General features: G+C 53.0%; 21 protein-coding genes, 1 tRNA gene and 1 other annotated feature. Of the genes, 15 read left to right on the forward strand and 7 right to left on the reverse strand.

Annotated elements, in window-relative coordinates; genetic code table 11:
* From HFD95_RS19965 to luxS, 5 genes are all read left to right on the forward strand, one after another.
* Nucleotides 1-77 (forward strand) — tRNA-Arg (locus tag HFD95_RS19965).
* Nucleotides 78-539: 462 nt separating this feature from the next.
* Nucleotides 540-1,106, forward strand: coding sequence for a fructose-1-phosphate/6-phosphogluconate phosphatase (yqaB, locus tag HFD95_RS19970; RefSeq protein ID WP_031594176.1), 567 nt, complete (start codon nt 540-542; stop codon nt 1,104-1,106).
* Complete coding sequence (locus HFD95_RS19975; RefSeq protein WP_010248498.1) at nt 1,103-1,531, forward strand: YqaA family protein; 429 nt, start codon at nt 1,103-1,105, stop codon at nt 1,529-1,531. The genes yqaB and HFD95_RS19975 overlap by 4 nt, the downstream gene beginning before the upstream one ends.
* Before the next feature lie 31 nt (nt 1,532-1,562).
* Nucleotides 1,563-3,170 (forward strand): glutamate--cysteine ligase, encoded by a 1,608-nt coding sequence (gshA, locus tag HFD95_RS19980; RefSeq protein WP_033770020.1) that lies wholly within the window; start codon nt 1,563-1,565, stop codon nt 3,168-3,170.
* A 150-nt stretch (nt 3,171-3,320) separates the two neighbouring features.
* Nucleotides 3,321-3,836 (forward strand): S-ribosylhomocysteine lyase, encoded by a 516-nt coding sequence (gene luxS / locus HFD95_RS19985; protein WP_009086888.1) that lies wholly within the window; start codon nt 3,321-3,323, stop codon nt 3,834-3,836.
* Nucleotides 3,837-3,897: 61 nt separating this feature from the next.
* Here luxS and HFD95_RS19990 read toward each other — a convergent pair whose 3' ends face one another.
* Both HFD95_RS19990 and HFD95_RS19995 read right to left on the reverse strand, forming a co-directional pair.
* Nucleotides 3,898-5,184 (reverse strand): HlyC/CorC family transporter, encoded by a 1,287-nt coding sequence (locus tag HFD95_RS19990; RefSeq protein ID WP_022623780.1) that lies wholly within the window; start codon nt 5,182-5,184, stop codon nt 3,898-3,900.
* Between the two features lie 15 nt (nt 5,185-5,199).
* Nucleotides 5,200-6,000: an inner membrane protein YpjD gene (locus tag HFD95_RS19995; protein WP_010248489.1), complete on the reverse strand. Its 801-nt coding sequence runs from the start codon at nt 5,998-6,000 to the stop codon at nt 5,200-5,202.
* A 166-nt stretch (nt 6,001-6,166) separates the two neighbouring features.
* On the opposite strand from HFD95_RS19995, the gene ffh reads away from it, so the two are divergent.
* The 5 genes from ffh to rplS all read left to right on the forward strand — a co-directional run bounded on the left by ffh (nt 6,167) and on the right by rplS (nt 9,678).
* Entirely contained in the window at nt 6,167-7,528 is a 1,362-nt protein-coding gene (gene ffh, locus HFD95_RS20000; protein WP_010248486.1) for a signal recognition particle protein, read from the forward strand.
* Between the two features lie 142 nt (nt 7,529-7,670).
* Nucleotides 7,671-7,919, forward strand: coding sequence for a 30S ribosomal protein S16 (gene rpsP / locus HFD95_RS20005; RefSeq protein ID WP_003849041.1), 249 nt, complete (start codon nt 7,671-7,673; stop codon nt 7,917-7,919).
* A gap of 18 nt (nt 7,920-7,937) precedes the next feature.
* Entirely contained in the window at nt 7,938-8,486 is a 549-nt protein-coding gene (gene rimM / locus HFD95_RS20010) for a ribosome maturation factor RimM (RefSeq protein ID WP_010248480.1), read from the forward strand.
* 35 nt (nt 8,487-8,521) lie between these two features.
* Complete coding sequence (gene trmD / locus HFD95_RS20015) at nt 8,522-9,286, forward strand: tRNA (guanosine(37)-N1)-methyltransferase TrmD (RefSeq protein WP_010248477.1); 765 nt, start codon at nt 8,522-8,524, stop codon at nt 9,284-9,286.
* A gap of 44 nt (nt 9,287-9,330) precedes the next feature.
* Nucleotides 9,331-9,678, forward strand: coding sequence for a 50S ribosomal protein L19 (rplS, locus tag HFD95_RS20020; RefSeq protein ID WP_003849035.1), 348 nt, complete (start codon nt 9,331-9,333; stop codon nt 9,676-9,678).
* Between the two features lie 96 nt (nt 9,679-9,774).
* Here rplS and HFD95_RS20025 read toward each other — a convergent pair whose 3' ends face one another.
* On the reverse strand, nt 9,775-10,311 hold the full coding sequence (locus tag HFD95_RS20025) for a GNAT family N-acetyltransferase (protein WP_010248470.1): 537 nt from the start codon (nt 10,309-10,311) through the stop codon (nt 9,775-9,777).
* A 289-nt stretch (nt 10,312-10,600) separates the two neighbouring features.
* Here HFD95_RS20025 and HFD95_RS20030 point away from each other — a divergent pair, with 289 nt between their 5' ends.
* On the forward strand, nt 10,601-11,680 hold the full coding sequence (locus tag HFD95_RS20030; protein ID WP_010248468.1) for a 3-deoxy-7-phosphoheptulonate synthase: 1,080 nt from the start codon (nt 10,601-10,603) through the stop codon (nt 11,678-11,680).
* 5 nt (nt 11,681-11,685) lie between these two features.
* Nucleotides 11,686-12,807 carry a bifunctional chorismate mutase/prephenate dehydrogenase gene (gene tyrA, locus HFD95_RS20035; RefSeq protein ID WP_167430643.1) on the forward strand — a complete coding sequence of 374 codons (1,122 nt, stop codon included), beginning with the start codon at nt 11,686-11,688 and terminating at the stop codon, nt 12,805-12,807.
* 56 nt (nt 12,808-12,863) lie between these two features.
* On the opposite strand, the gene pheA is transcribed toward tyrA, so the two are convergent.
* From pheA to bamD, 4 genes are all read right to left on the reverse strand, one after another.
* A complete protein-coding gene (gene pheA, locus HFD95_RS20040) occupies nt 12,864-14,027 on the reverse strand; it encodes a bifunctional chorismate mutase/prephenate dehydratase (protein WP_010248448.1) in 1,164 nt (387 codons plus the stop codon).
* 22 nt (nt 14,028-14,049) lie between these two features.
* Nucleotides 14,050-14,174, reverse strand: a sequence feature (Phe leader region).
* Nucleotides 14,126-14,173 carry a pheA operon leader peptide PheL gene (pheL, locus tag HFD95_RS21990; protein WP_193555295.1) on the reverse strand — a complete coding sequence of 16 codons (48 nt, stop codon included), beginning with the start codon at nt 14,171-14,173 and terminating at the stop codon, nt 14,126-14,128. It overlaps the preceding feature by 48 nt.
* 101 nt (nt 14,175-14,275) lie before the next feature.
* The gene (gene raiA, locus HFD95_RS20045) at nt 14,276-14,611 is read right to left on the reverse strand and encodes a ribosome-associated translation inhibitor RaiA (RefSeq protein WP_003849030.1); all 336 of its coding nucleotides are present in this window, start codon (nt 14,609-14,611) and stop codon (nt 14,276-14,278) included.
* A 281-nt stretch (nt 14,612-14,892) separates the two neighbouring features.
* On the reverse strand, nt 14,893-15,624 hold the full coding sequence (gene bamD / locus HFD95_RS20050) for an outer membrane protein assembly factor BamD (protein WP_010248444.1): 732 nt from the start codon (nt 15,622-15,624) through the stop codon (nt 14,893-14,895).
* Nucleotides 15,625-15,753: 129 nt separating this feature from the next.
* On the opposite strand from bamD, the gene rluD reads away from it, so the two are divergent.
* From rluD to clpB, 3 genes are all read left to right on the forward strand, one after another.
* Complete coding sequence (rluD, locus tag HFD95_RS20055; RefSeq protein ID WP_010248442.1) at nt 15,754-16,731, forward strand: 23S rRNA pseudouridine(1911/1915/1917) synthase RluD; 978 nt, start codon at nt 15,754-15,756, stop codon at nt 16,729-16,731.
* The gene (gene yfiH / locus HFD95_RS20060) at nt 16,731-17,459 is read left to right on the forward strand and encodes a purine nucleoside phosphorylase YfiH (protein WP_167430644.1); all 729 of its coding nucleotides are present in this window, start codon (nt 16,731-16,733) and stop codon (nt 17,457-17,459) included. Before rluD ends, yfiH begins: the two co-directional genes overlap by 1 nt.
* A gap of 113 nt (nt 17,460-17,572) precedes the next feature.
* Nucleotides 17,573-20,158: an ATP-dependent chaperone ClpB gene (clpB, locus tag HFD95_RS20065; RefSeq protein ID WP_181955276.1), complete on the forward strand. Its 2,586-nt coding sequence runs from the start codon at nt 17,573-17,575 to the stop codon at nt 20,156-20,158.
* Nucleotides 20,159-20,428: the final 270 nt, after the last annotated feature.

Here is a 20,428-nt window from a genome sequence, read left to right on the forward strand (position 1 = left end):
GCATCCATAGCTCAGCTGGATAGAGTACTCGGCTACGAACCGAGCGGTCGGAGGTTCGAATCCTCCTGGATGCACCATCTTCTTCTTTAGCCTCAAAATCCCTCAAAGTATCATGGCGCGATGATCGCTAAGACCTCACTAAACACGATAGCGTTACTTCCGTAACCGCCCGTACAGCAAACGCTGAGTGAGTATCCTGAAAAACCTCTGCAGTTTCCCTCTGGCTTCACACGCACTCTTTTCCTGTTTAATCTGCCCCATTGATTCATCATCCTGACTTAAGCGATCCGAAACGCCTGTTTCCCGCATCAACGCCTTCTGTTTTGCTGCCCATGCCCGTCCGCCGCCGCTTGTCTGCCAGAAGAATGTTAAAAAAACGCTGGAATTTCGTACGTTTATCGCTGGTCGTGCACGATCACCTTTATCTGAAAACAAAAATTGTTAATGCTTTCAAAGCATTTGCTGTTCATCCCCCCTGGCGACAACCTGTCCACATTAGGCTAAAGTAATGTCTCATTTGATGAATGTCCGGAGTGACAATGTACGATCAATATGACGCCCTGATTTTCGATATGGACGGCACGATTCTTGATACTGAGCCGACACATCGAAAAGCGTGGCGTCAGGTACTGACGCGTTATGGATTAACGCTGGATGAAGCACGTATTATCGACTTCAATGGCGCACCAACCTGGCGGCTGTCGCAGTTCATCATTGAATCCAATCAGTCGTCACTCGACCCTCATCTTCTTGCCGCAGAAAAAACCGCTGCCGTGAAAGCGATGCTGCTGGAAAACGTGAAGCCACTGCCTTTAATGGAGGTGGTGAAAGCGTATCACGGGCGTCGTCCGATGGCGGTCGGTACCGGAAGCGAACACAGCATGGCAGAGGCGTTACTGACGCAGCTGGGCGTACGTGAGCTCTTTTCGGCCGTCGTCGGTGCTGACGACGTACAGCGTCATAAACCTGAGCCAGAAACCTTCTTACGCTGCGCTGAGCTGATGGGTGTGACGCCGGCACGTTGTGTGGTGTTTGAGGATGCGGACTTTGGTATTCAGGCAGCGAAGGCGGCAGGTATGGCTGTGGTGGATGTCCGCTTACTGTGAGTGACGTTCTTACCTATGCCTCGATGTTCGGCAGCAGCTTTTTAAGTGCAACGCTCCTGCCGGGAAGTTCTGAAGCACTGCTGATAGCACTATTGATAGCAAAAAAGACATCAGTTTACGGGTTGCTTTTGGCCGCATCACTGGGAAACACCTTGGGCGGCTTAACCAACATTCTTATTGGTCGCTTGCTGCCGTTAAAACGTCAGGGGCGATGGCATGACACAGCAATGACGTGGTTGCACCGACTGGGACCTGCAGCACTGTTATTCAGCTGGCTGCCAGTGATAGGTGATCTGCTCTGCGTTCTGGCAGGCTGGTTACGTTTCGCCTGGCTACCCGCGATGCTGTTTCTCGCTGTCGGCAAAACACTGCGTTATATCGTTATCGCGACTGCCACATTACAGGGTATGCAATGGTGGCATTGATTCGCACAGATTCGAGGCTACGGTTAACATTATGCTGAACAAAAATAAATTATTATCACAGCGGGGGGGTAATGTGATCCCGGACGTATCTAAAGCGCTCTCCTGGCTGGAAGCGCATCCCAATGCCCTTAAAGGTATTGGCCGTGGCATCGAGCGTGAAACGCTGCGTGTACAGGCAAATGGCGAGCTGGCAAAAAGCGGCCACCCGGAATCTCTGGGGTCGGCGCTGAAACATGACTGGATCACCACTGACTTTGCCGAAACGTTGCTGGAGTTTATTACGCCAGTGGATCACAGCATTGATCATATGCTGGCATTCCTGCGCGATATTCATCGTCACGTTGCCCGTGAACTGGGTGATGAACGCATGTGGCCGTTTAGTATGCCGTGCGTGATTGACGATGCGGACAATATTGAGCTGGCGCAATATGGCACGTCCAATATTGGTCAGATGAAGACGCTCTACCGCGAAGGACTGAAAAACCGCTACGGCGCGTTGATGCAGACCATCTCCGGCATTCACTATAACTTCTCACTGCCACTCTCATTCTGGCAGGAGTGGGCTGACGTGAAAGATAAGGAAAGCGGAAAAGAGACGATCTCGGCGGGCTATCTGCGGCTGATCCGCAACTATTATCGCTTCGGCTGGGTGATCCCCTATCTGTTTGGCGCATCGCCTGCTATCAGCTCCAGCTTCCTGCAGGGCCGTGAGAGCGCGCTGCCGTTCGAAACCAACGACAAAGACACGATGTGGCTGCCGTATGCTACCTCACTGCGTCTGAGCGATTTAGGCTACACCAATAAATCGCAGAGCTCTCTGGGCATCACGTTTAACTCACTGGAAGGCTATGTCACTGCGCTGAAGAAAGCGATCAAGACGCCGTCAGAAGAGTATGCAGCGATGGGCACTAAAGATGCCGACGGTAACTGGCTGCAGCTCAACACCAACGTGCTGCAGATTGAAAACGAGCTCTATGCGCCAATCCGGCCTAAGCGTGTGACACGCTCGGGTGAAGCGCCCTCTGATGCGCTGCTGCGTGGTGGTATTGAGTACATTGAAGTGCGTTCGCTGGATATCAATCCGTTCTCTGCAATCGGCGTAGATGAGAATCAGGTTCGCTTCCTCGACCTGTTCCTGATCTGGTGTACCCTGGCCGATGCGCCGGAAATGAGTGCAGATGAGTTGCAATGCACCCGTATAAACTGGAACCGGGTTGTGCTGGAAGGGCGTAAACCGGACCAGAAAATTGCCGTAGGCTGCGGAGAAGCGGAACATTCGCTGGTTGAAGTGGGCAAAACCCTGTTTGCCGATCTGCGTCGGGTTGCTGAAGTGTTAGACAGTCATAATCAGGACAGCACGGAATATCAGCAGGTTTGCGATCAACTGGTAGCATCGTTCGACGATCCTGAGCTAACCTACTCGGCGCGCATCCTTCAGGCAATGAAGGACAATGGTGTAACCGGAACCGGCGTGGCGCTGGCTGAACAGTATCGCCATCTGCTCTGCGAAGAGCCGCTGGAAGTGCTAACAGAAGAAGATTTCACGCGTCAGGCGCAGGCGTCTGTTGCTGCACAGCAGCAGCTGGAAGCAAATGATAAGCTGGATTTTGAAGCGTATCTGGCGAGCCGGGAAGGGTAGAAAAGAAAAAGGCCACATCAATGTGGCCAAATTAACATCTCTGTTGTCAGGGATGATGATAACAAATGCGCGTCTTTCATATATTCAGACGTTGGGCGAACAGAAAAGTTTCATCGTTTTAAAAAAAATTCTCAGAACAGGAGGTGACGTATGCCACTACTGGACAGTTTTACCGTTGATCACACCATCATGGGCGCACCGGCAGTTCGCGTGGCGAAAACCATGAAGACTCCGCATGGCGATACGATTACCGTTTTTGACCTGCGTTTTTGCCGCCCGAACATTGATATTCTCACTGAGCGTGGCATTCATACGCTGGAGCATCTCTTTGCCGGCTTCATGCGTGATCACCTGAATGGTGATGGTGTGGAAATCGTCGATATCTCGCCAATGGGTTGCCGCACCGGCTTCTACATGAGCCTGATTGGTACACCAGACGAGCAGCGCGTTGCCAAAGCGTGGAAAGGGGCGATGGAAGATGTTCTGAAAGTGAAAGATCAGAACCAGATCCCTGAGCTGAATGAATACCAGTGCGGCAGCTACAAGCTGCACTCACTGGATGAAGCGCAGCAGATCGCCCGCAATGTGCTGGCGCATGAGATCGGCGTTAACCGCAACGAAGATCTGAAACTGCCTGCTGAAAAGCTGAAAGAACTGCACATCTAGTCAGGGCTTTGCTGCTAAAAAAAACGCCGCATCATGTCGATTGCGGCGTTTTTTTATCGCTTCAGGACCCTACCGATTTTTTCAGTGGTGTCTTCGGCGTGATGCGCACCTGTTTAATCATGTTGTCCTGCACGTCCAGAATATCGACGTTGTAGTGGCCGATCTGAACACGGGTGGCGATGGCAGGGATCTCTTCCAGCGCTTCCAGCAGCATGCCGTTGATGGTGCGCGCTTCCTGCTCTGGCAGCTGCCAGTTAAACGCCTTGTTAATTTCACGCACACTGGCGCTGCCTTCAATCAGCACGGACCCATCATTCTGCGGCATCACTTCTTCTGCCAGTGACGGTGACATGGAGGTGGTGAAGTCACCCACGATCTCCTCCAGAATGTCCTCTATCGTCACCAGCCCTTTGATGTCGCCATACTCATCCACCACCACGCCCGCTTTCTCTTTGTTGCGCTGGAACTTCACCAGTTGGGTGTTCAGCGGTGTCCCTTCCGGGATGTAGTAGATCTCATCGGCGGCGCGCAGCAACGTCTCTTTGGTGAACTCTTTTTTCTCCGTCATCATGCGCCAGGCTTCGCGCACCCGCAGCATGCCGACGCAGTCATCCAGTGAGTCCCGGAACAGCACAATGCGGCCGTGTGGCGAGTGGCTCAACTGGCGAACGACTGACTTCCAGTCATCGTTGATATTAATGCCGACGATCTCGTTACGCGGAACCATGATGTCATCAACGCTGACTTTCTCCAGGTCGAGCACGGAGAGCAGCATGTCCTGATTACGGCGTGACATCAGGCTACGTGACTCATAGACGATGGTACGCAACTCCTCTTTGCTCAGCGCGGAGTTAATGGCACCGTCAGCGCGGATACCCGCCATCCTCATCAGCAGACGGGTAATGGTGTTGAGTAGCCAGACCAGCGGCAGCATGATGTATTGCAACGGGACCAGCAGCAGGCTGCTGGGAAAGGCGACGCGTTCGGGATAGAGGGCCGCCACTGTTTTCGGCAGCACTTCAGCAAATACCAGCACCACAAAGGTCAGGATACCGGTTGCGATCGCGACCCCTTCGTCACCGTGAATACGCATGCCAACAATGGTGGCAAGTGCGGAAGCCAGAATATTCACCAGGTTATTGCCGATTAATACCAGGCTGAGCAACCGGTCGGGGCGACGCAGTAACTTCTCCACCCGGCGTGCGGGGCGACTGCCGTTTTTAGCCTGATGGCGCAGCTTATAGCGGTTAAGCGTCATCATTCCGGTCTCCGACCCGGCAAACCAGGCGGAAACCAGTACCATGACGCAGAGAATAATAATCAGCGTGGTGGTTGAAACATTCTCCAACGCAGAACTTCCTTTTTAACGAGAGGTGGGGACAAGCAGATGCTGCAGGATGCGACTGCCGAAGTAAGCCATGGTTAACAGCACCGCACCGCTGCAGTTAAACCAGACGACGCGGCGACCACGCCAGCCTTCATGATAGTGCCCCCAGAGCAAAACGATATAAACAAACCACGCGATGATGGAGAGCACGGCTTTATCGACGTTTTCTGCGCTGAAGAGATCCTGCATATAAAACAGACCGGTGCAGAGCACCAGCGTCAACAGCACGACGCCCACCTGGGTGATGTGAAACATCTTACGTTCAATGGTCAGCAGCGGCGGCATATCCTGTGTGAACGCCAGGCGCTTGTTTTTTAACTGGTAATCGATCCACGCCAGCTGCAGCGCATAGAGCGCGGCGATAATCAGCGTCGCGTAGGCGAACAGCGACAGGCCGATATGGATCATCATGCCTGGCGTGGTTTCCAGATGGGTGATGAACGCATTGGGCACAAAAGTGGCGAAGGCCAGATTGATCAGCGCGAAGCTGTAGACAATCGGCAGCAGCAGCCAGCCACGGTTACGTGACGCCACAATGGTCATGATGGCGCAAATCAACAGGCTGACCAGCGAGCCTATGTTGAGCAGGCTTAAATTCTGTCCGCTATCAACAGCAAATATGCGTTGCTGCAAGGCCACCGCGTGTGTCACCAGCGCCACACAGGCAGAGAGCATCGCCATTCGCCGCCAGCCGCCGTTACGTTTCAACAGGCTGGGAATGATCAGGGCAAGACTTAAGGAGTAGGCGAATAGCGCCACTATCGCGAAAACGAACATAGATCCTTTCAGGTTCAGTCAGATAAGGAAAAAGGCAGTATAGCGCCAGCCGAAGCAGGCTCCAAACGATCTGAGGGGCAATTGCAGAGATCGCTGAGGCTTCGTGTTATAATCCGCCGCATTCTGCCGATCAGGCGCCTCGCGATCTTTTTTTTAGTGAGAGACCATGTTTGATAATTTAACCGATCGTTTGTCGCAAACCCTGCGAAACATCAGCGGCCGCGGAAGGCTGACTGAAGAGAACATCAAAGAGACCCTGCGTGAAGTGCGCATGGCACTGCTTGAGGCTGACGTTGCGCTGCCGGTGGTGCGTGACTTCATCAACCGTGTGAAAGAGAGTGCGGTCGGCCATGATGTGAATAAAAGTCTGACTCCAGGTCAGGAGTTTATCAAAATCGTTCGTAACGAGCTGGTTACGGCGATGGGTGCAGAGAACAATGCTCTCGACCTGGCTGCTCAGCCGCCAGCCGTGGTGCTGATGGCGGGTTTGCAGGGTGCCGGTAAAACAACCAGCGTCGCTAAGCTGGGTAAATTCCTGCGCGAGAAGCACAAAAAGAAAGTCTTAGTGGTTTCTGCCGACGTCTATCGTCCGGCGGCAATCAAACAGCTGGAAACGCTGGCACAGCAGGTGGGCGTGGATTTCTGCCCATCCGATCTCAGCCAGAAGCCGGTCGATATCGTTAACAATGCGCTGCGTGAAGCTCGCCTGAAGTTCTACGATGTACTGCTGGTGGATACCGCCGGTCGTCTGCACGTTGACGAAGCGATGATGGACGAAATCAAACAGGTTCATGCCGCGATCAATCCGGTAGAAACGCTGTTTGTGGTCGATGCCATGACCGGTCAGGATGCGGCAAACACGGCTAAAGCTTTTAATGAAGCACTACCGCTGACCGGTGTTATCCTGACCAAAGTCGATGGTGATGCACGAGGCGGTGCGGCGCTGTCGATTCGTCATATCACCGGTAAGCCGATTAAATTTATGGGTGTCGGTGAAAAAACCGATGCACTTGAGCCGTTCTATCCGGAGCGTATTGCTTCGCGTATCCTCGGCATGGGTGACGTGCTGTCACTGATCGAAGATATCGAAAGCAAGGTTGACCGCGATCAGGCTGAGAAACTGGCTAAGAAGCTGAAAACCGGCGACGGTTTTGATCTCAACGATTTCCTTGAGCAGCTGAAGCAGATGCGCAACATGGGCGGCATGGCCAGCCTGATGGGCAAACTGCCCGGTATGGGTCAGCTGCCTGACAATGTGAAGTCACAGATGGATGACAAAGTGCTGGTGCGCATGGAAGCGATCATCAACTCGATGACACGCAAAGAGCGTGAAAAACCAGAGATCATCAAAGGCTCACGCAAGCGCCGCATTGCGACCGGCTCCGGTATGCAGGTGCAGGACGTTAACCGCTTATTGAAGCAGTTTGACGACATGCAGCGTATGATGAAGAAAATGAAGAAGGGCGGTATGGCGAAAATGATGCGCGGCATGAAGGGTATGATGCCGCCAGGTTTTCCTGGCCGCTAAAGCGTTCCACAAAAAAGCCCGAAATGGCACGGTTTAGGTTGCTTTTTTCGCCAAAATGAGTAAAATTTTCGGGCTTTTTATACAGCACCCGGACCCCGTTCCTCGATGGGGGCCGGGTGTTTTATTAACTGAAGAGGATGTTATGGTAACAATTCGTTTGGCACGTCACGGCGCTAAAAAGCGTCCGTTCTATCAGGTCGTCGTCACTGACAGCCGCAATGCACGCAACGGTCGTTTTATCGAGCGCGTTGGTTTCTTCAACCCGATCGCATCTGGTCAGGCTGAAGGTCTGCGTCTTGATCTGGATCGTATCGAGCACTGGGTTGGCCAGGGCGCAACGCTTTCTGATCGCGTTAACGCGCTGGTCAAAGAAGCTAAGAAAGCAGCTTAATCTGTCACGGTGGTGAGCATGAGCAGACAAATTGCCGCACAGCCTCCTGTTAACCCGATTGTATTGGGTAAGATGGGAGCCGCCTACGGTATTCGCGGCTGGCTCAAAGTGTTTTCCTCCACTGAAGACGCTGAAAGCATCTTCAACTACCAACCCTGGTTCATCCAGCGCGCCGGTAAATGGCAGCAGGTCGAACTGGACGGTTGGAAGCACCACAATCAGGACCTGATCATCAAAGTCAAAGGCATTGAAGATCGGGATGCGGCGGCTCAGTTAACCAATTGCGAAATTCAGGTTGACTCGACGCAGTTGCCATCGCTGGAAGAGGGCGACTACTACTGGAAAGACCTTATGGGCTGCCAGGTGGTTAACCTTGAAGGCTACGAGATGGGTAAAGTCATCGATATGATGGAAACCGGCTCGAACGACGTTCTCGTCGTTAAGGCAAACCTGAAGGATGCATTCGGTGCTCAGGAGCGGTTAATTCCGTTTCTTGATGAACAGGTTATCAGGAAAGTCGATCTCTCTACTGGCATCATTGAGGTAGATTGGGATCCTGGTTTTTGATCTCCGAATCGAACGGTAACGTAACGGCGAATACAATGTGGATTGGTGTTATTAGCCTGTTTCCAGAAATGTTTCGCGCTATTACCGATTACGGGGTAACTGGCCGGGCTGTAAAAAACGGTCTGCTCAGCATTCAGAGCTGGAGTCCTCGTGACTTCACGCACGACCGGCACCGTACCGTGGATGATCGTCCTTACGGCGGCGGACCGGGAATGCTGATGATGGTACAACCCTTACGGGATGCCATCTCCGCAGCGAAAGCAGCGGCAGGTGATGGGGCCAGGGTGATATATCTTTCACCTCAGGGTCGCAAACTGGACCAACAGGGCGTTTGCGAACTGGCGGCACGGGACAAGTTAATTCTGGTCTGTGGCCGTTATGAAGGGATTGATGAGCGCGTAATCCAGACCGAAATTGATGAAGAATGGTCAATCGGTGATTACGTTCTCAGCGGCGGGGAACTGCCAGCGATGACGATGATTGACGCAGTCGCCCGGTTTATTCCTGGCGTGCTCGGCAAGCAGGCGTCAGCCGATGAGGATTCGTTCTCGGAAGGTTTGCTGGATTGTCCGCACTATACCCGACCTGAAGTGTTAGACGGCGTGGAGGTCCCGGCAGTATTACTGTCAGGCAACCATGCTGATATTCGCCGCTGGCGTCTGAAGCAGTCGCTAGGCCGTACCTGGCTGAGAAGACCTGAACTTCTGGAAAACCTGGCTCTGACTGAAGAGCAAGCAAGGTTGCTGAATGAGTTCCAGCGGGAATCTCAGCAGCAACAAAACGATGATGTGGAAGAGTAAGCTCTTCCCCGACTATCAGTTTACCCAGGATATGAGATTTAATTATGAGCAACATTATCAAGCAAATTGAACAAGAGCAGATGAAACAGGACGTACCTTCCTTCCGCCCGGGTGATTCCGTGGAAGTGAAAGTATGGGTCGTTGAAGGTTCTAAAAAACGTCTGCAGGCATTCGAGGGCGTGGTTATCGCTATCCGTAACCGCGGTCTGCACTCTGCATTCACTGTTCGCAAAATTTCTAACGGCGAAGGCGTTGAGCGTGTATTCCAGACTCATTCACCTGTAATTGACAGCATCGCTGTTAAACGTCGTGGCGCTGTGCGTAAAGCCAAACTGTACTACCTGCGTGAGCGTACTGGTAAGTCTGCTCGTATTAAAGAGCGTCTTAACTAAGGTATCGCTAACGCGACATCTAAAAGTTAATAGCAAACAAGGGGTTGGCATCTGCCAGCCCCTTTTTTATGTCACAGTCAACCTTACTGCCTGCAGTTAACCGTCGTCCGGCCGCTGAAAATGATAAATCGCGGTATTAACCGGCCCTTCCTCTAAGACGATCAGGCCATAGCGACAGCCAATGAACTGACCACCGCACTTCTCAGCCACGCCCCGACTGGCCAGGTTATCCTCTGCTGCCAGAATCTCAATCACCCGGGTCTCTGGGCGTGAAAACCCCAGCGGCAGCAACGCGGCCACCGCGCGGCTGGCGATTCCCTGACGCTGGGCATCACTGCGAACCCAGTAGCCAATTGCGCTGGTGTCACCCGGATGACGGGCAAAGCGTATTCCTGCGCCCCCCAGCAGCTGGTCATGCTGATCAACGATGGCAAACTCTTCCGCTTCCTCTTTCATCCGTTGCCAGTGGGTAAAGCGGATCCAGCTTTCTGCTTCATGAGGCTGATAATCGTGATGCGCCCAGACCATCCATGGGATAAGGCTATCCAGCGAGGCATTAACCGCAGTGGTAAACGCAGATACGTCGCTGAGCTCAAAAGGTCGCAGATAAATATTTTGTGGTGATGGGTACATAACTCTCTCAGCGCGAACAGAATGATTCTTTTATTCTGCCTGTGGGTAGAAGAAAGGCAATAACCTTGAGTGTAAACTTATTTGTACGTTTGAGGCTGGTTTTTTTGTGATCGAGGTTGGTTTTATTAATATGATTTTATTGAATATTTTAATTTTATTTCGCACCCTTCCTGATCCGTGGTAATAAAGGTGTACATATAATATTGCGCTATGTATTGTCTGTGATACAGTATTTGCATTCCTCAGTGAGGAGTCCATGACTGCCAATACGAGCCAAAGGATCGCCATCATGCAAAAAGACGCGCTGAACAATGTGCATATCGCCGGTGAACAGGTATTAATCACGCCTGAAGAGCTGAAAGCGAAGTTTCCACTGACCACTGAACAGCAGGATCAGGTCGCGGCGTCGCGCCAGACTATCTCTGACATTATTGCCGGCCGCGATCCGCGTCTGCTGGTGGTGTGCGGACCCTGCTCAATTCACGATACCGAAGTGGCACTGGACTATGCTCGTCGTCTGCAAACCCTTTCCGAAGAGCTGAAAGATCAGCTCTTTATCGTGATGCGCGTCTATTTTGAAAAACCTCGTACCACCGTCGGCTGGAAAGGGCTAATCAACGATCCTTTCATGGATAACTCGTTTGATATGGAAGCGGGTCTGCACATTGCGCGCCAGCTGCTGGTGAACCTGGTTGAAATGGGTTTGCCTCTGGCCACTGAAGCGCTGGATCCCAATAGTCCGCAATATCTGGGCGACCTGTTCAGCTGGTCTGCCATTGGCGCCCGTACCACTGAATCGCAGACGCACCGTGAAATGGCCTCGGGCCTGTCGATGCCGGTAGGCTTTAAAAATGGCACCGATGGCAGTCTGGGAACGGCAATCAACGCCATGCGTGCTGCCGCAATGCCACACCGTTTTGTCGGGATTAATCAGGCCGGTCAGGTCTGCCTGCTGCAGACTCAGGGCAATCCGGATGGTCACGTGATCCTGCGTGGCGGCAAAGCGCCGAACTACGGTCCTGAAGATGTCGCGCAGTGTGAAAAAGAGATGCTCAAGGCGGGACTGCGTCCAGCCTTAATGATAGATTGCAGCCATGGTAATTCGAACAAAGACTACAGCCGTCAGCCTGGCGTAGCGGAATCCGCTATTGCGCAGATCAAAGATGGGAACCGTTCAATCATTGGCTTGATGCTGGAAAGCCATATCAATGAAGGTAACCAGTCTTCTGAGCAGCCACGCAGCGAAATGAAGTATGGCGTTTCCGTAACCGATGCATGCATCAACTGGGAAGTGACCGAAACGTTGCTGCGTGAAATGCATCAGGATCTGCAGGGAGTGCTGTCGGCGCGTCTGTCACAAGAGGTGTAAGAGCAATGGTGGCTGAACTGACCGCGTTACGCGATCAAATTGACGGTGTTGATAAAGCGCTGCTGGATCTGCTGGCTAAGCGACTGGAACTGGTGGCCGAGGTAGGTGAGGTGAAGAGCCGTTACGGCCTGCCTATCTATGTGCCTGAGCGTGAAGCGACGATGCTGGCTTCCCGTCGTAAAGAGGCCGAAGCGCTCGGCGTCCCACCGGATCTGATTGAGGATGTGCTGCGTCGCGTGATGCGGGAATCCTATACCAGCGAGAATGACAAAGGCTTTAAAACCCTCTGTCCTGAACTGCGCCCGGTGGTGATTGTCGGTGGTAAGGGCCAGATGGGCCGGCTGTTTGAAAAAATGCTCGGGCTATCAGGCTACACGGTTAAAACGCTGGATAAAGAGGACTGGCCTCAGGCTGAGACTCTGCTCAGCGATGCCGGAATGGTGATCATTAGCGTGCCGATTCACCTGACCGAGCAGGTGATTGCCCAACTGCCACCACTGCCGGAAGATTGTATTCTGGTCGATCTGGCGTCGGTCAAAAACCGGCCTCTGCAGGCAATGCTGGCTGCCCATAACGGGCCTGTGCTGGGTCTGCATCCGATGTTTGGCCCGGACAGCGGCAGCCTGGCAAAACAGGTGGTGGTCTGGTGTGATGGAAGACAACCGGAAGCGTATCAGTGGTTCCTGGAGCAGATTCAGGTCTGGGGTGCGCGTCTGCATCGTATCAGCGCTGTTGAGCATGACCAGAACATGGCATTCATTCAGGCGCTGCGTCACTTTGCTACCTTCGCTTATGGTCTGCATTTAGCCGAAGAGAACGTCAATCTGGATCAGCTGCTGGCGCTCTCGTCGCCAATTTACCGGCTTGAACTGGCTATGGTGGGGCGGCTGTTCGCTCAGGATCCGCAACTCTATGCGGATATCATCATGTCTTCAGAGAGTAATCTGGCGCTGATAAAACGCTATTACCAGCGGTTTGGTGAAGCGATTGCGCTGCTGGAGCAGGGCGACAAGCAGGCGTTTATCGCCAGCTTTAACCGGGTTGAACAGTGGTTTGGCGATCACGCAAAACGCTTCCTGGTCGAAAGCCGAAGCCTGCTGCGATCGGCCAATGACAGCCGCCCATAAATGACAGCCATCCATCAATGAAAAAGGCATCCAGTTGGATGCCTTTTTTCTTCTTTTTATTCGCCAGGTTCAGCGGGCACCACATTTTCGCTGGGGTAACAGCCCAGTACTTTCAGAGAGCGGGTCATGGTCTGTAATTCCTGCAGCGCCTGCTGCATCCGCTCTGATTGCAGGTTGCCCTGCACATCAATGTAAAACATCTCTTCCCACGGATTACCATTAATCGGGCGGGACTCCAGCTTGCTCATAATCAGGTTGTGCTGACGCAGCACCAGCAGCGCGTCGACCAGCGCACCCGCCTGCTGGCCGGTTGCCATAATCAGCGTGGTTTTCGCTGGCACCTGGTCGGAAACCTCGATTGCTTTGCGGGCCAGCACGATAAAGCGGGTGTGGTTCTGCTGCTGATTCGCCAGATTACGTTCCAGCACCTGCAGCTGATAGAGTTCGCCGCCGGCCTCACTGCCCAGCGCCGCCACCTTAGGTGAGTTGAGCGCAGCCACTTTCTCCATCGCTGCCGCGGTACTCTCGGTGTATTCGATTTTCCAGTGCGGGAAACGATTAATAAACTGGCTGCACTGCTGGAACGGTTGAGGATGGCTGTAAACCGTCTCAATCTGCTGAAGATCGGTGGGGCCATTCACCAGCACGCAGTGGTCGATAGGCAATGTCAGCTCGCCCACGATTGAGAGGCTGGTCTGTTGCAGCAGATCGTAGACATCGTTGATCGAGCCTGAACTGGTATTCTCAATCGGCATCACGGCGTAATCAGCTACGCCATTTTCGACCTGTTTGATGATGTCGTGAAACTTCAGGCAGCCACACTCCACCATGCTATCGAAATGGCGCGACGCGTAGTTGCGTGCTGCAAGATGCGAATAAGAGCCTTTCGGGCCCAGGAAGGCGATACGGGCGGCATGCGCATGGGGATGGTTGAGGTTTTTTTGCAGCAGCGCTTGCTGAGTCAGCACGGAATCTTCAATTACCAGCTGGAACAGACGGGTGATGTAGTGCGCATCCAGGTTGTGTGCCTTTCCCAGCACGATGAGATTCTCCAGTAGCGCGCGTTCGCGCTCCACATCCCGAATCGGGCGATGCGTCGCCAGTTTCGCTTGTGCAACTTCCACTGCCAGCAAACGACGCTCGGCCAGCAGCGTCAGAAGTTTTTTATCCACGGCGCTGATTTTGTCGCGTAGCGCCAGCAATGGATTATCGGGATTCATAGGGCTCACCTGTATGCTATCCAAAAAAAAAGCCTCCCGGTTGGGAGGCTTCGGTGTTCGTCTTCGCTTTCATTTTCACACGACGAATGGCCTCCCGTTCAGGGGAAGGTAAAAAAGAAAGCGAAGAAAAACAGATCAGGTTTCATGGTAATGTCCGAAAAGAGAGTGACCTGAGAGTAACCGTACTGCTTAAAAGCTGTCAATAAAAAACGCGCCCGGAGGCGCGTTAAGAAACAGCGTTAAGAAAATCAGGACTCTTCGTCGGCGGGAATGATGTCTTTCACGCTGGCACTGGCGCGGCGTGCTTCAGACTTGTGCTGAACTTTATTCAGCTGACGCTCGAGCTTGGCAATCAAATCGTTGATAGCGGTATACATATCATCGTGCTTGGCGCTGGCCACCAGAGTCCCGTTAGGTGTGTTAATAGTGGCGTCAGCCACGAATTCTTTGGGCTCTTTGGAAAGGACAATATGTGGATTAATCAGGTCGGTTTGCCATTTTTCGAGCTTGGCGAGACGGTCTTCAACATGGCTTCGGATTGCCGGAGTGATGTCCATTTGTTTACTGGTAATGTTCAGAATCATCGTTCTTACCTCTCTGTCATTTCCGTCTTGGTCTTCTCAGCATAGCGCGAAAAAGCGTTCAATGTGGGATTTCGATCACGAAAAAATGTCACTTTTTGTCAGTCACAACATTCTGTGAGAAAGGCAGAGAAACTGGCCGAAATGGCTTGAAGCGAAACGATTAACACGGCATGCTTGATGAGTTAGCTCGCTGAGATCAGATCCAAATCTGACTGTTCTGTGAGCAAAAAAAAGCAGCCCTGAGAGGCTGCTTTTTTTATGGCTGGAAATCTGTCTGACTATCAGCTTTTGTTAGCTGCAATGATTTTCGCCACTTTATCGGCTTCAGCGTTCAACTGCAGATTGCGGTAAGCATTCTCCATCAGCGGCAGAGCATCGTGTGTTGCCTGCGTATCCGGATAATCGCGCATCATACCTTCGACACGGTTAACAACCGCGACATAAGCCTCACGCTTAGTATAGAATTGCGCCACTGACAGCTCATATTTAGCCAGACGGTCTTTCAGATAGACCAGGCGTTTCTGAGCATCAGCCGCATACTGGCTGTTCGGGTAACTCCGCAGCAGCTGAGAGAAGTCGCGGAAAGCATCACGAGCGTGCGTCGGATCGCGGTCAGAACGATCAATACCAAAGAAGCCCTGCAGCGCGGAGTCATCCAGCGCCATGTCCGTCAGACCTTTCATATAGATGACATAGTCAATGTTCGGATGCGTGGGGTTCAGACGCATAAAGCGAGCAATGGCAGCCTGCGCCAGGGGCAGATCGGCATTTTTATAGTACGCGTAGATTAAATCCAGCTGCACCTGCTGCGAATAAGGACCGAACGGATAACGATTATCCAGCGCTTCCAGTTGCTTAATCGCAGCTTTAAAGTTACCGTCCTGCAGCTTTTGCTGCGCTGTAGCATAGATTTCAGAAGGCGGGCTGTCCGGTACCGCGTCATTTGAGCCGGAACAACCAACAAGTGCCAGGCTCAGTGTGGCAGCAGCCACCAGATGTTTCATACGCGTCATGACGAAGTGATTATCCTCAAATGTTATGGCGGAAGCTGTCCGTATAGCTCCCGGTAATGACCAGGTACGATAGCACATTATATTAAACGGCATCGCCGTGAAAACCCAACGTTAACGAAGAAGCTGTATATGGCACAACAAGTTCAACTCACCGCAACGGTATCCGAATCACAACTCGGACAACGCTTAGATCAGACTTTGGCGGAATTGTTCCCTGATTATTCACGTTCTCGCATAAAAGAGTGGATCCTCGATCGTCGCGTTACTGTAAACGGCGTCATGGTCGATACACCCAAAGAAAAAGTGCTGGGCGGCGAGCTGGTCGCGATTGACGCTGAGATCGAGGAGGCGCAGCGCTGGGAACCGCAGAATCTGCCACTCGACATCGTTTATGAAGATGAAGACATTATTGTCATCAACAAACCACGCGACTTCGTGGTTCACCCTGGCGCTGGTAATCCGGATGGCACGGTGTTAAACGCCTTACTTCATCACTATCCGGCGATTATGGATGTGCCGCGCGCGGGCATCGTACACCGGCTGGATAAAGACACCACCGGTTTAATGGTGGTCGCGAAAACCGTTCCGGCTCAGACGCATCTGGTGGACTCGCTGCAGCGTCGCGAAATCACCCGTGAATATGAAGCGGTTGCGATTGGCAATATGACTGCGGGCGGCACCGTTGAGCAGCCTATCAGCCGTCACTCAACCAAACGCACCCACATGGCGGTACACCCAATGGGTAAACCGGCGGTCACGCATTACCGCATCATGGAGCACTTCCGGGCCCATACCCGTCTGCGCCTGCGTCTGGAAACCGGTCGTACTCACCAGATCCGTGTGCATATGTCTCACATCAGCCATCCGCTGGTGGGCGATCCGCTTTACGGTGGTCGTCCGCGTCCGCCAAAAGGCGCGTCAGAGGCATTTATTACTACGCTGCGCGGTTTCGATCGTCAGGCACTGCACGCCACGATGTTGCGCCTCTATCACCCTATCAGCGGTATTGAAATGGAATTCCATGCTGCGCTTCCGCAGGACATGGTTGATTTAATCGCGGCGTTAAAAGCAGACACTGAAGAATTTAAAGACCAGTTGAATTGGTGATGAATCTGATTACTCCTCAATGGCCCGCTCCGTCACGCGTTCGGGCCTGCTCGACGCAGCGACAGGGCGGCATCAGCACATCGCCCTGGGATGCACTGAATCTCGGCGGGCATGTGGGAGATAATCCGGATGCGGTGGCGCGTAACCGGCAGTTGCTGTTGGAAGAGGCGGGTTTGCCTGCCATGCCGCAGTGGCTGGATCAGGTTCATGGCACTGAGGTTGTGCGTCTGACTGCAGGGGAAAGTACGCCATTACGTGCTGATGCCTGTATTACCGATCAGCCCGGTGTTGTCTGCGCCATTATGACCGCTGACTGTCTTCCGGTCCTGTTCTGTTCGCAGGATGGCACGGAAGTGGCGGCGGCACATGCAGGCTGGCGCGGACTTTGTGCGGGTGTACTGGAAAATACGCTGGCGCAGTTTCGTTCGCCGCCTGATCAGATTCATGCCTGGCTTGGACCGGCAATCGGACCTGATGCGTTTGAGGTCGGCGAAGAAGTCCGTCAGGCCTTTATGGCTCAGGATCCCCGGGCTGTGCAGGCTTTCCGTCCATCAGGTGACCGCTTTTACGCCGACATCGGCCTGCTGGCGCAGATGCGACTACAGGCAGCGGGCGTGAATTCAGTCAGCGCCAGCAGCCTTTGTACCTTTACGCAGCGCGACGATTTCTTCTCTTTCCGCCGCGATGGGATCACCGGGCGTATGGCAACTTTGATCTGGCTGTTATAACCTTACGCCATAAGACGGTCCAGTTAGCGTATTTTTTACTCAAATCTCAGGTCATTAACCTTGAAATTTTGAGGGATGACCTCATTTAATCTCCAGTAGCATTTTGACCTGTAATGGGAGGAATTATGCGTCTGGATCGTCTTACTAATAAATTTCAGCTGGCTCTCGCCGACGCGCAGTCCCTCGCTCTGGGACACGACAATCAATTCATCGAACCTCTGCATCTGATGAGCGCATTGCTCAAACAGGAAGGCGGATCGGTTTCACCTTTACTGACTTCGGCCGGTGTCGACGTTACGCCATTTCGCGCTCAGGTTGAGCAGGCTATTGATCGCCTGCCACAAGTTGAAGGCAGCGAAGGCGATGTACAACCCTCATCTGACCTCGTCCGGGTATTAAACCTGTGCGACAAGCTGGCACAGAAGCGCAACGATAACTTTATTTCATCCGAATTATTTGTTCTGGCCGCCCTGGAATCGCGGGGCTCACTGGCCGATCTGCTCAAAGCAGCGGGCGCAACGCGTGAAAAAATCACCAGTGCGATTGAACAGATGCGGGGAGGAGACAACGTGAACGATCAGGGGGCTGAAGATCAGCGCCAGGCTTTAAAAAAATACACTATCGACCTGACCGAGCGGGCAGAGAAGGGCAAACTCGACCCGGTCATCGGTCGTGACGAAGAGATTCGCCGCACCATCCAGGTTCTGCAGCGCCGTACTAAAAACAACCCGGTACTGATTGGTGAACCTGGCGTGGGTAAAACCGCGATTGTCGAAGGGCTGGCGCAGCGCATCATCAATGGTGAAGTGCCTGAGGGTCTGAAAGGACGTCGGGTACTGGCACTGGATATGGGTGCGCTGGTGGCCGGGGCGAAATATCGCGGTGAATTCGAAGAGCGTCTGAAAGGCGTACTGAGTGACCTGTCGAAACAGGAAGGCAACGTCATTCTGTTTATCGACGAGCTGCACACCATGGTGGGAGCCGGTAAAGCGGACGGTGCGATGGACGCCGGCAATATGCTTAAACCTGCGCTGGCGCGTGGTGAACTGCACTGTGTGGGTGCCACTACGCTTGACGAATATCGCCAGTACATTGAAAAAGATGCCGCGCTGGAGCGTCGTTTCCAGAAAGTCTTTGTGGCTGAGCCAAGTGTGGAAGATACCATCGCCATTCTGCGTGGTCTGAAAGAGCGTTATGAACTGCATCACCATGTGCAAATCACTGACCCGGCGATTGTCGCGGCGGCGACCCTGTCTCATCGTTATATTGCTGACCGGCAGCTGCCGGATAAAGCGATTGACCTGATCGATGAGGCAGCTTCCAGCATTCGTATGCAGATGGACTCGAAGCCGGAGTCACTGGATCGCCTTGAGCGCCGGATCATTCAGCTGAAGCTGGAGCAACAGGCGCTGAAGAAAGAGGCGGACGATGCCAGCATCAAGCGTCTTGAAATGCTGGAAACCGAGCTCAACCAGAAAGAGCGCGAATACGCCGAGCTGGAAGATGAGTGGAAGACAGAGAAAGCCTCGCTGTCCGGCACGCAGAACATCAAAGCGGAACTTGAGCAGGCGCGTCTGAATTTAGAGCAGGCACGTCGCCAGGGTGACTTCGCTCAGATGTCAGAGCTGCAGTACGGTAAAATTCCGGCACTGGAAAAACAGCTAGCCGCAGCGACTCAGGCGGAAGGCAAGACCATGAAGTTACTGCGTAACCGGGTAACCGATGTGGAGATTGCCGATGTGCTGGCACGCTGGACCGGTATTCCGGTCGCACGAATGATGGAAGGTGAGCGCGATAAGTTACTGCGCATGGAGCAGGACTTACATGGCCGGGTCATCGGACAGGATGAAGCGGTTGAGGCGGTATCAAATGCTATTCGCCGTAGTCGCGCAGGCCTTTCTGATCCAAACCGGCCTATCGGTTCCTTCCTGTTCCTGGGGCCAACCGGGGTCGGTAAGACGGAGTTGTGTAAAGCGCTGGCTAACTTCCTGTTCGACAGTGACGATGCGATGGTTCGTATCGACATGTCTGAATTTATGGAAAAACACTCAGTATCACGGCTGGTGGGTGCACCTCCGGGTTATGTCGGCTATGAAGAGGGCGGTTATCTGACCGAAGCTGTGCGCCGTCGGCCTTATTCGGTCATCCTGCTGGATGAAGTAGAGAAAGCGCATCCTGATGTCTTTAACATTCTGCTGCAGGTGCTGGATGATGGGCGTCTGACGGATGGGCAGGGCCGCACGGTCGATTTCCGTAACAGCGTGGTGATTATGACCTCTAACCTGGGATCAGATTTAATCCAGGAGCGGTTCGGCAATCTCAGCTACCCGGAAATGAAAGATATCGTGATGGGTGTGGTCGGACAGCATTTCCGACCTGAGTTCGTCAACCGTATTGATGAGGTGGTGGTGTTCCATCCGCTGGCTGAGAAACATATTGCGTCCATTGCGCAGATTCAGCTGCAGCGGCTGTACAAACGTCTGGATGAACGGGGTTATCAGCTGCACATCTCTGATGATGCGATCAAACTGCTGGCGGAGAACGGATATGATCCGGTCTACGGTGCACGTCCGCTGAAACGTGCGATACAGCAGCAGATCGAGAACCCGCTGGCTCAGCAGATCCTTGCCGGTTCGCTGGTGCCAGGCAAAACCATCGAAATGGATGTGGAGAACAACATCATTACTGCACATCAGTAAGGGTGTGGAATGAAAAACGGGCCTCTGGCCCGTTTTTTTTGCCCTTTTGAGGGGTTTTTGCTTATTTAATACTCCTTTTGAGTGCAAAATGAACGGTCAGTAAAAAAGTCTCAATTTGCACTTGCGCTATCTGAGCCGTTCCCTATAATGCGCCTCCACTGACACGGCAAACCGGAAACGGAAAACGGGTCAGGAGGCACAGGAGACTGCGCCGCCGGAGAAAAACTTCTGAGAAAGAGGTTGACTCTGCAGGAGGAAAGCGTAATATAC

The organism is Pantoea sp. EKM10T (assembly GCF_011800685.1).
Classification (GTDB): domain Bacteria; phylum Pseudomonadota; class Gammaproteobacteria; order Enterobacterales; family Enterobacteriaceae; genus Pantoea; species Pantoea agglomerans.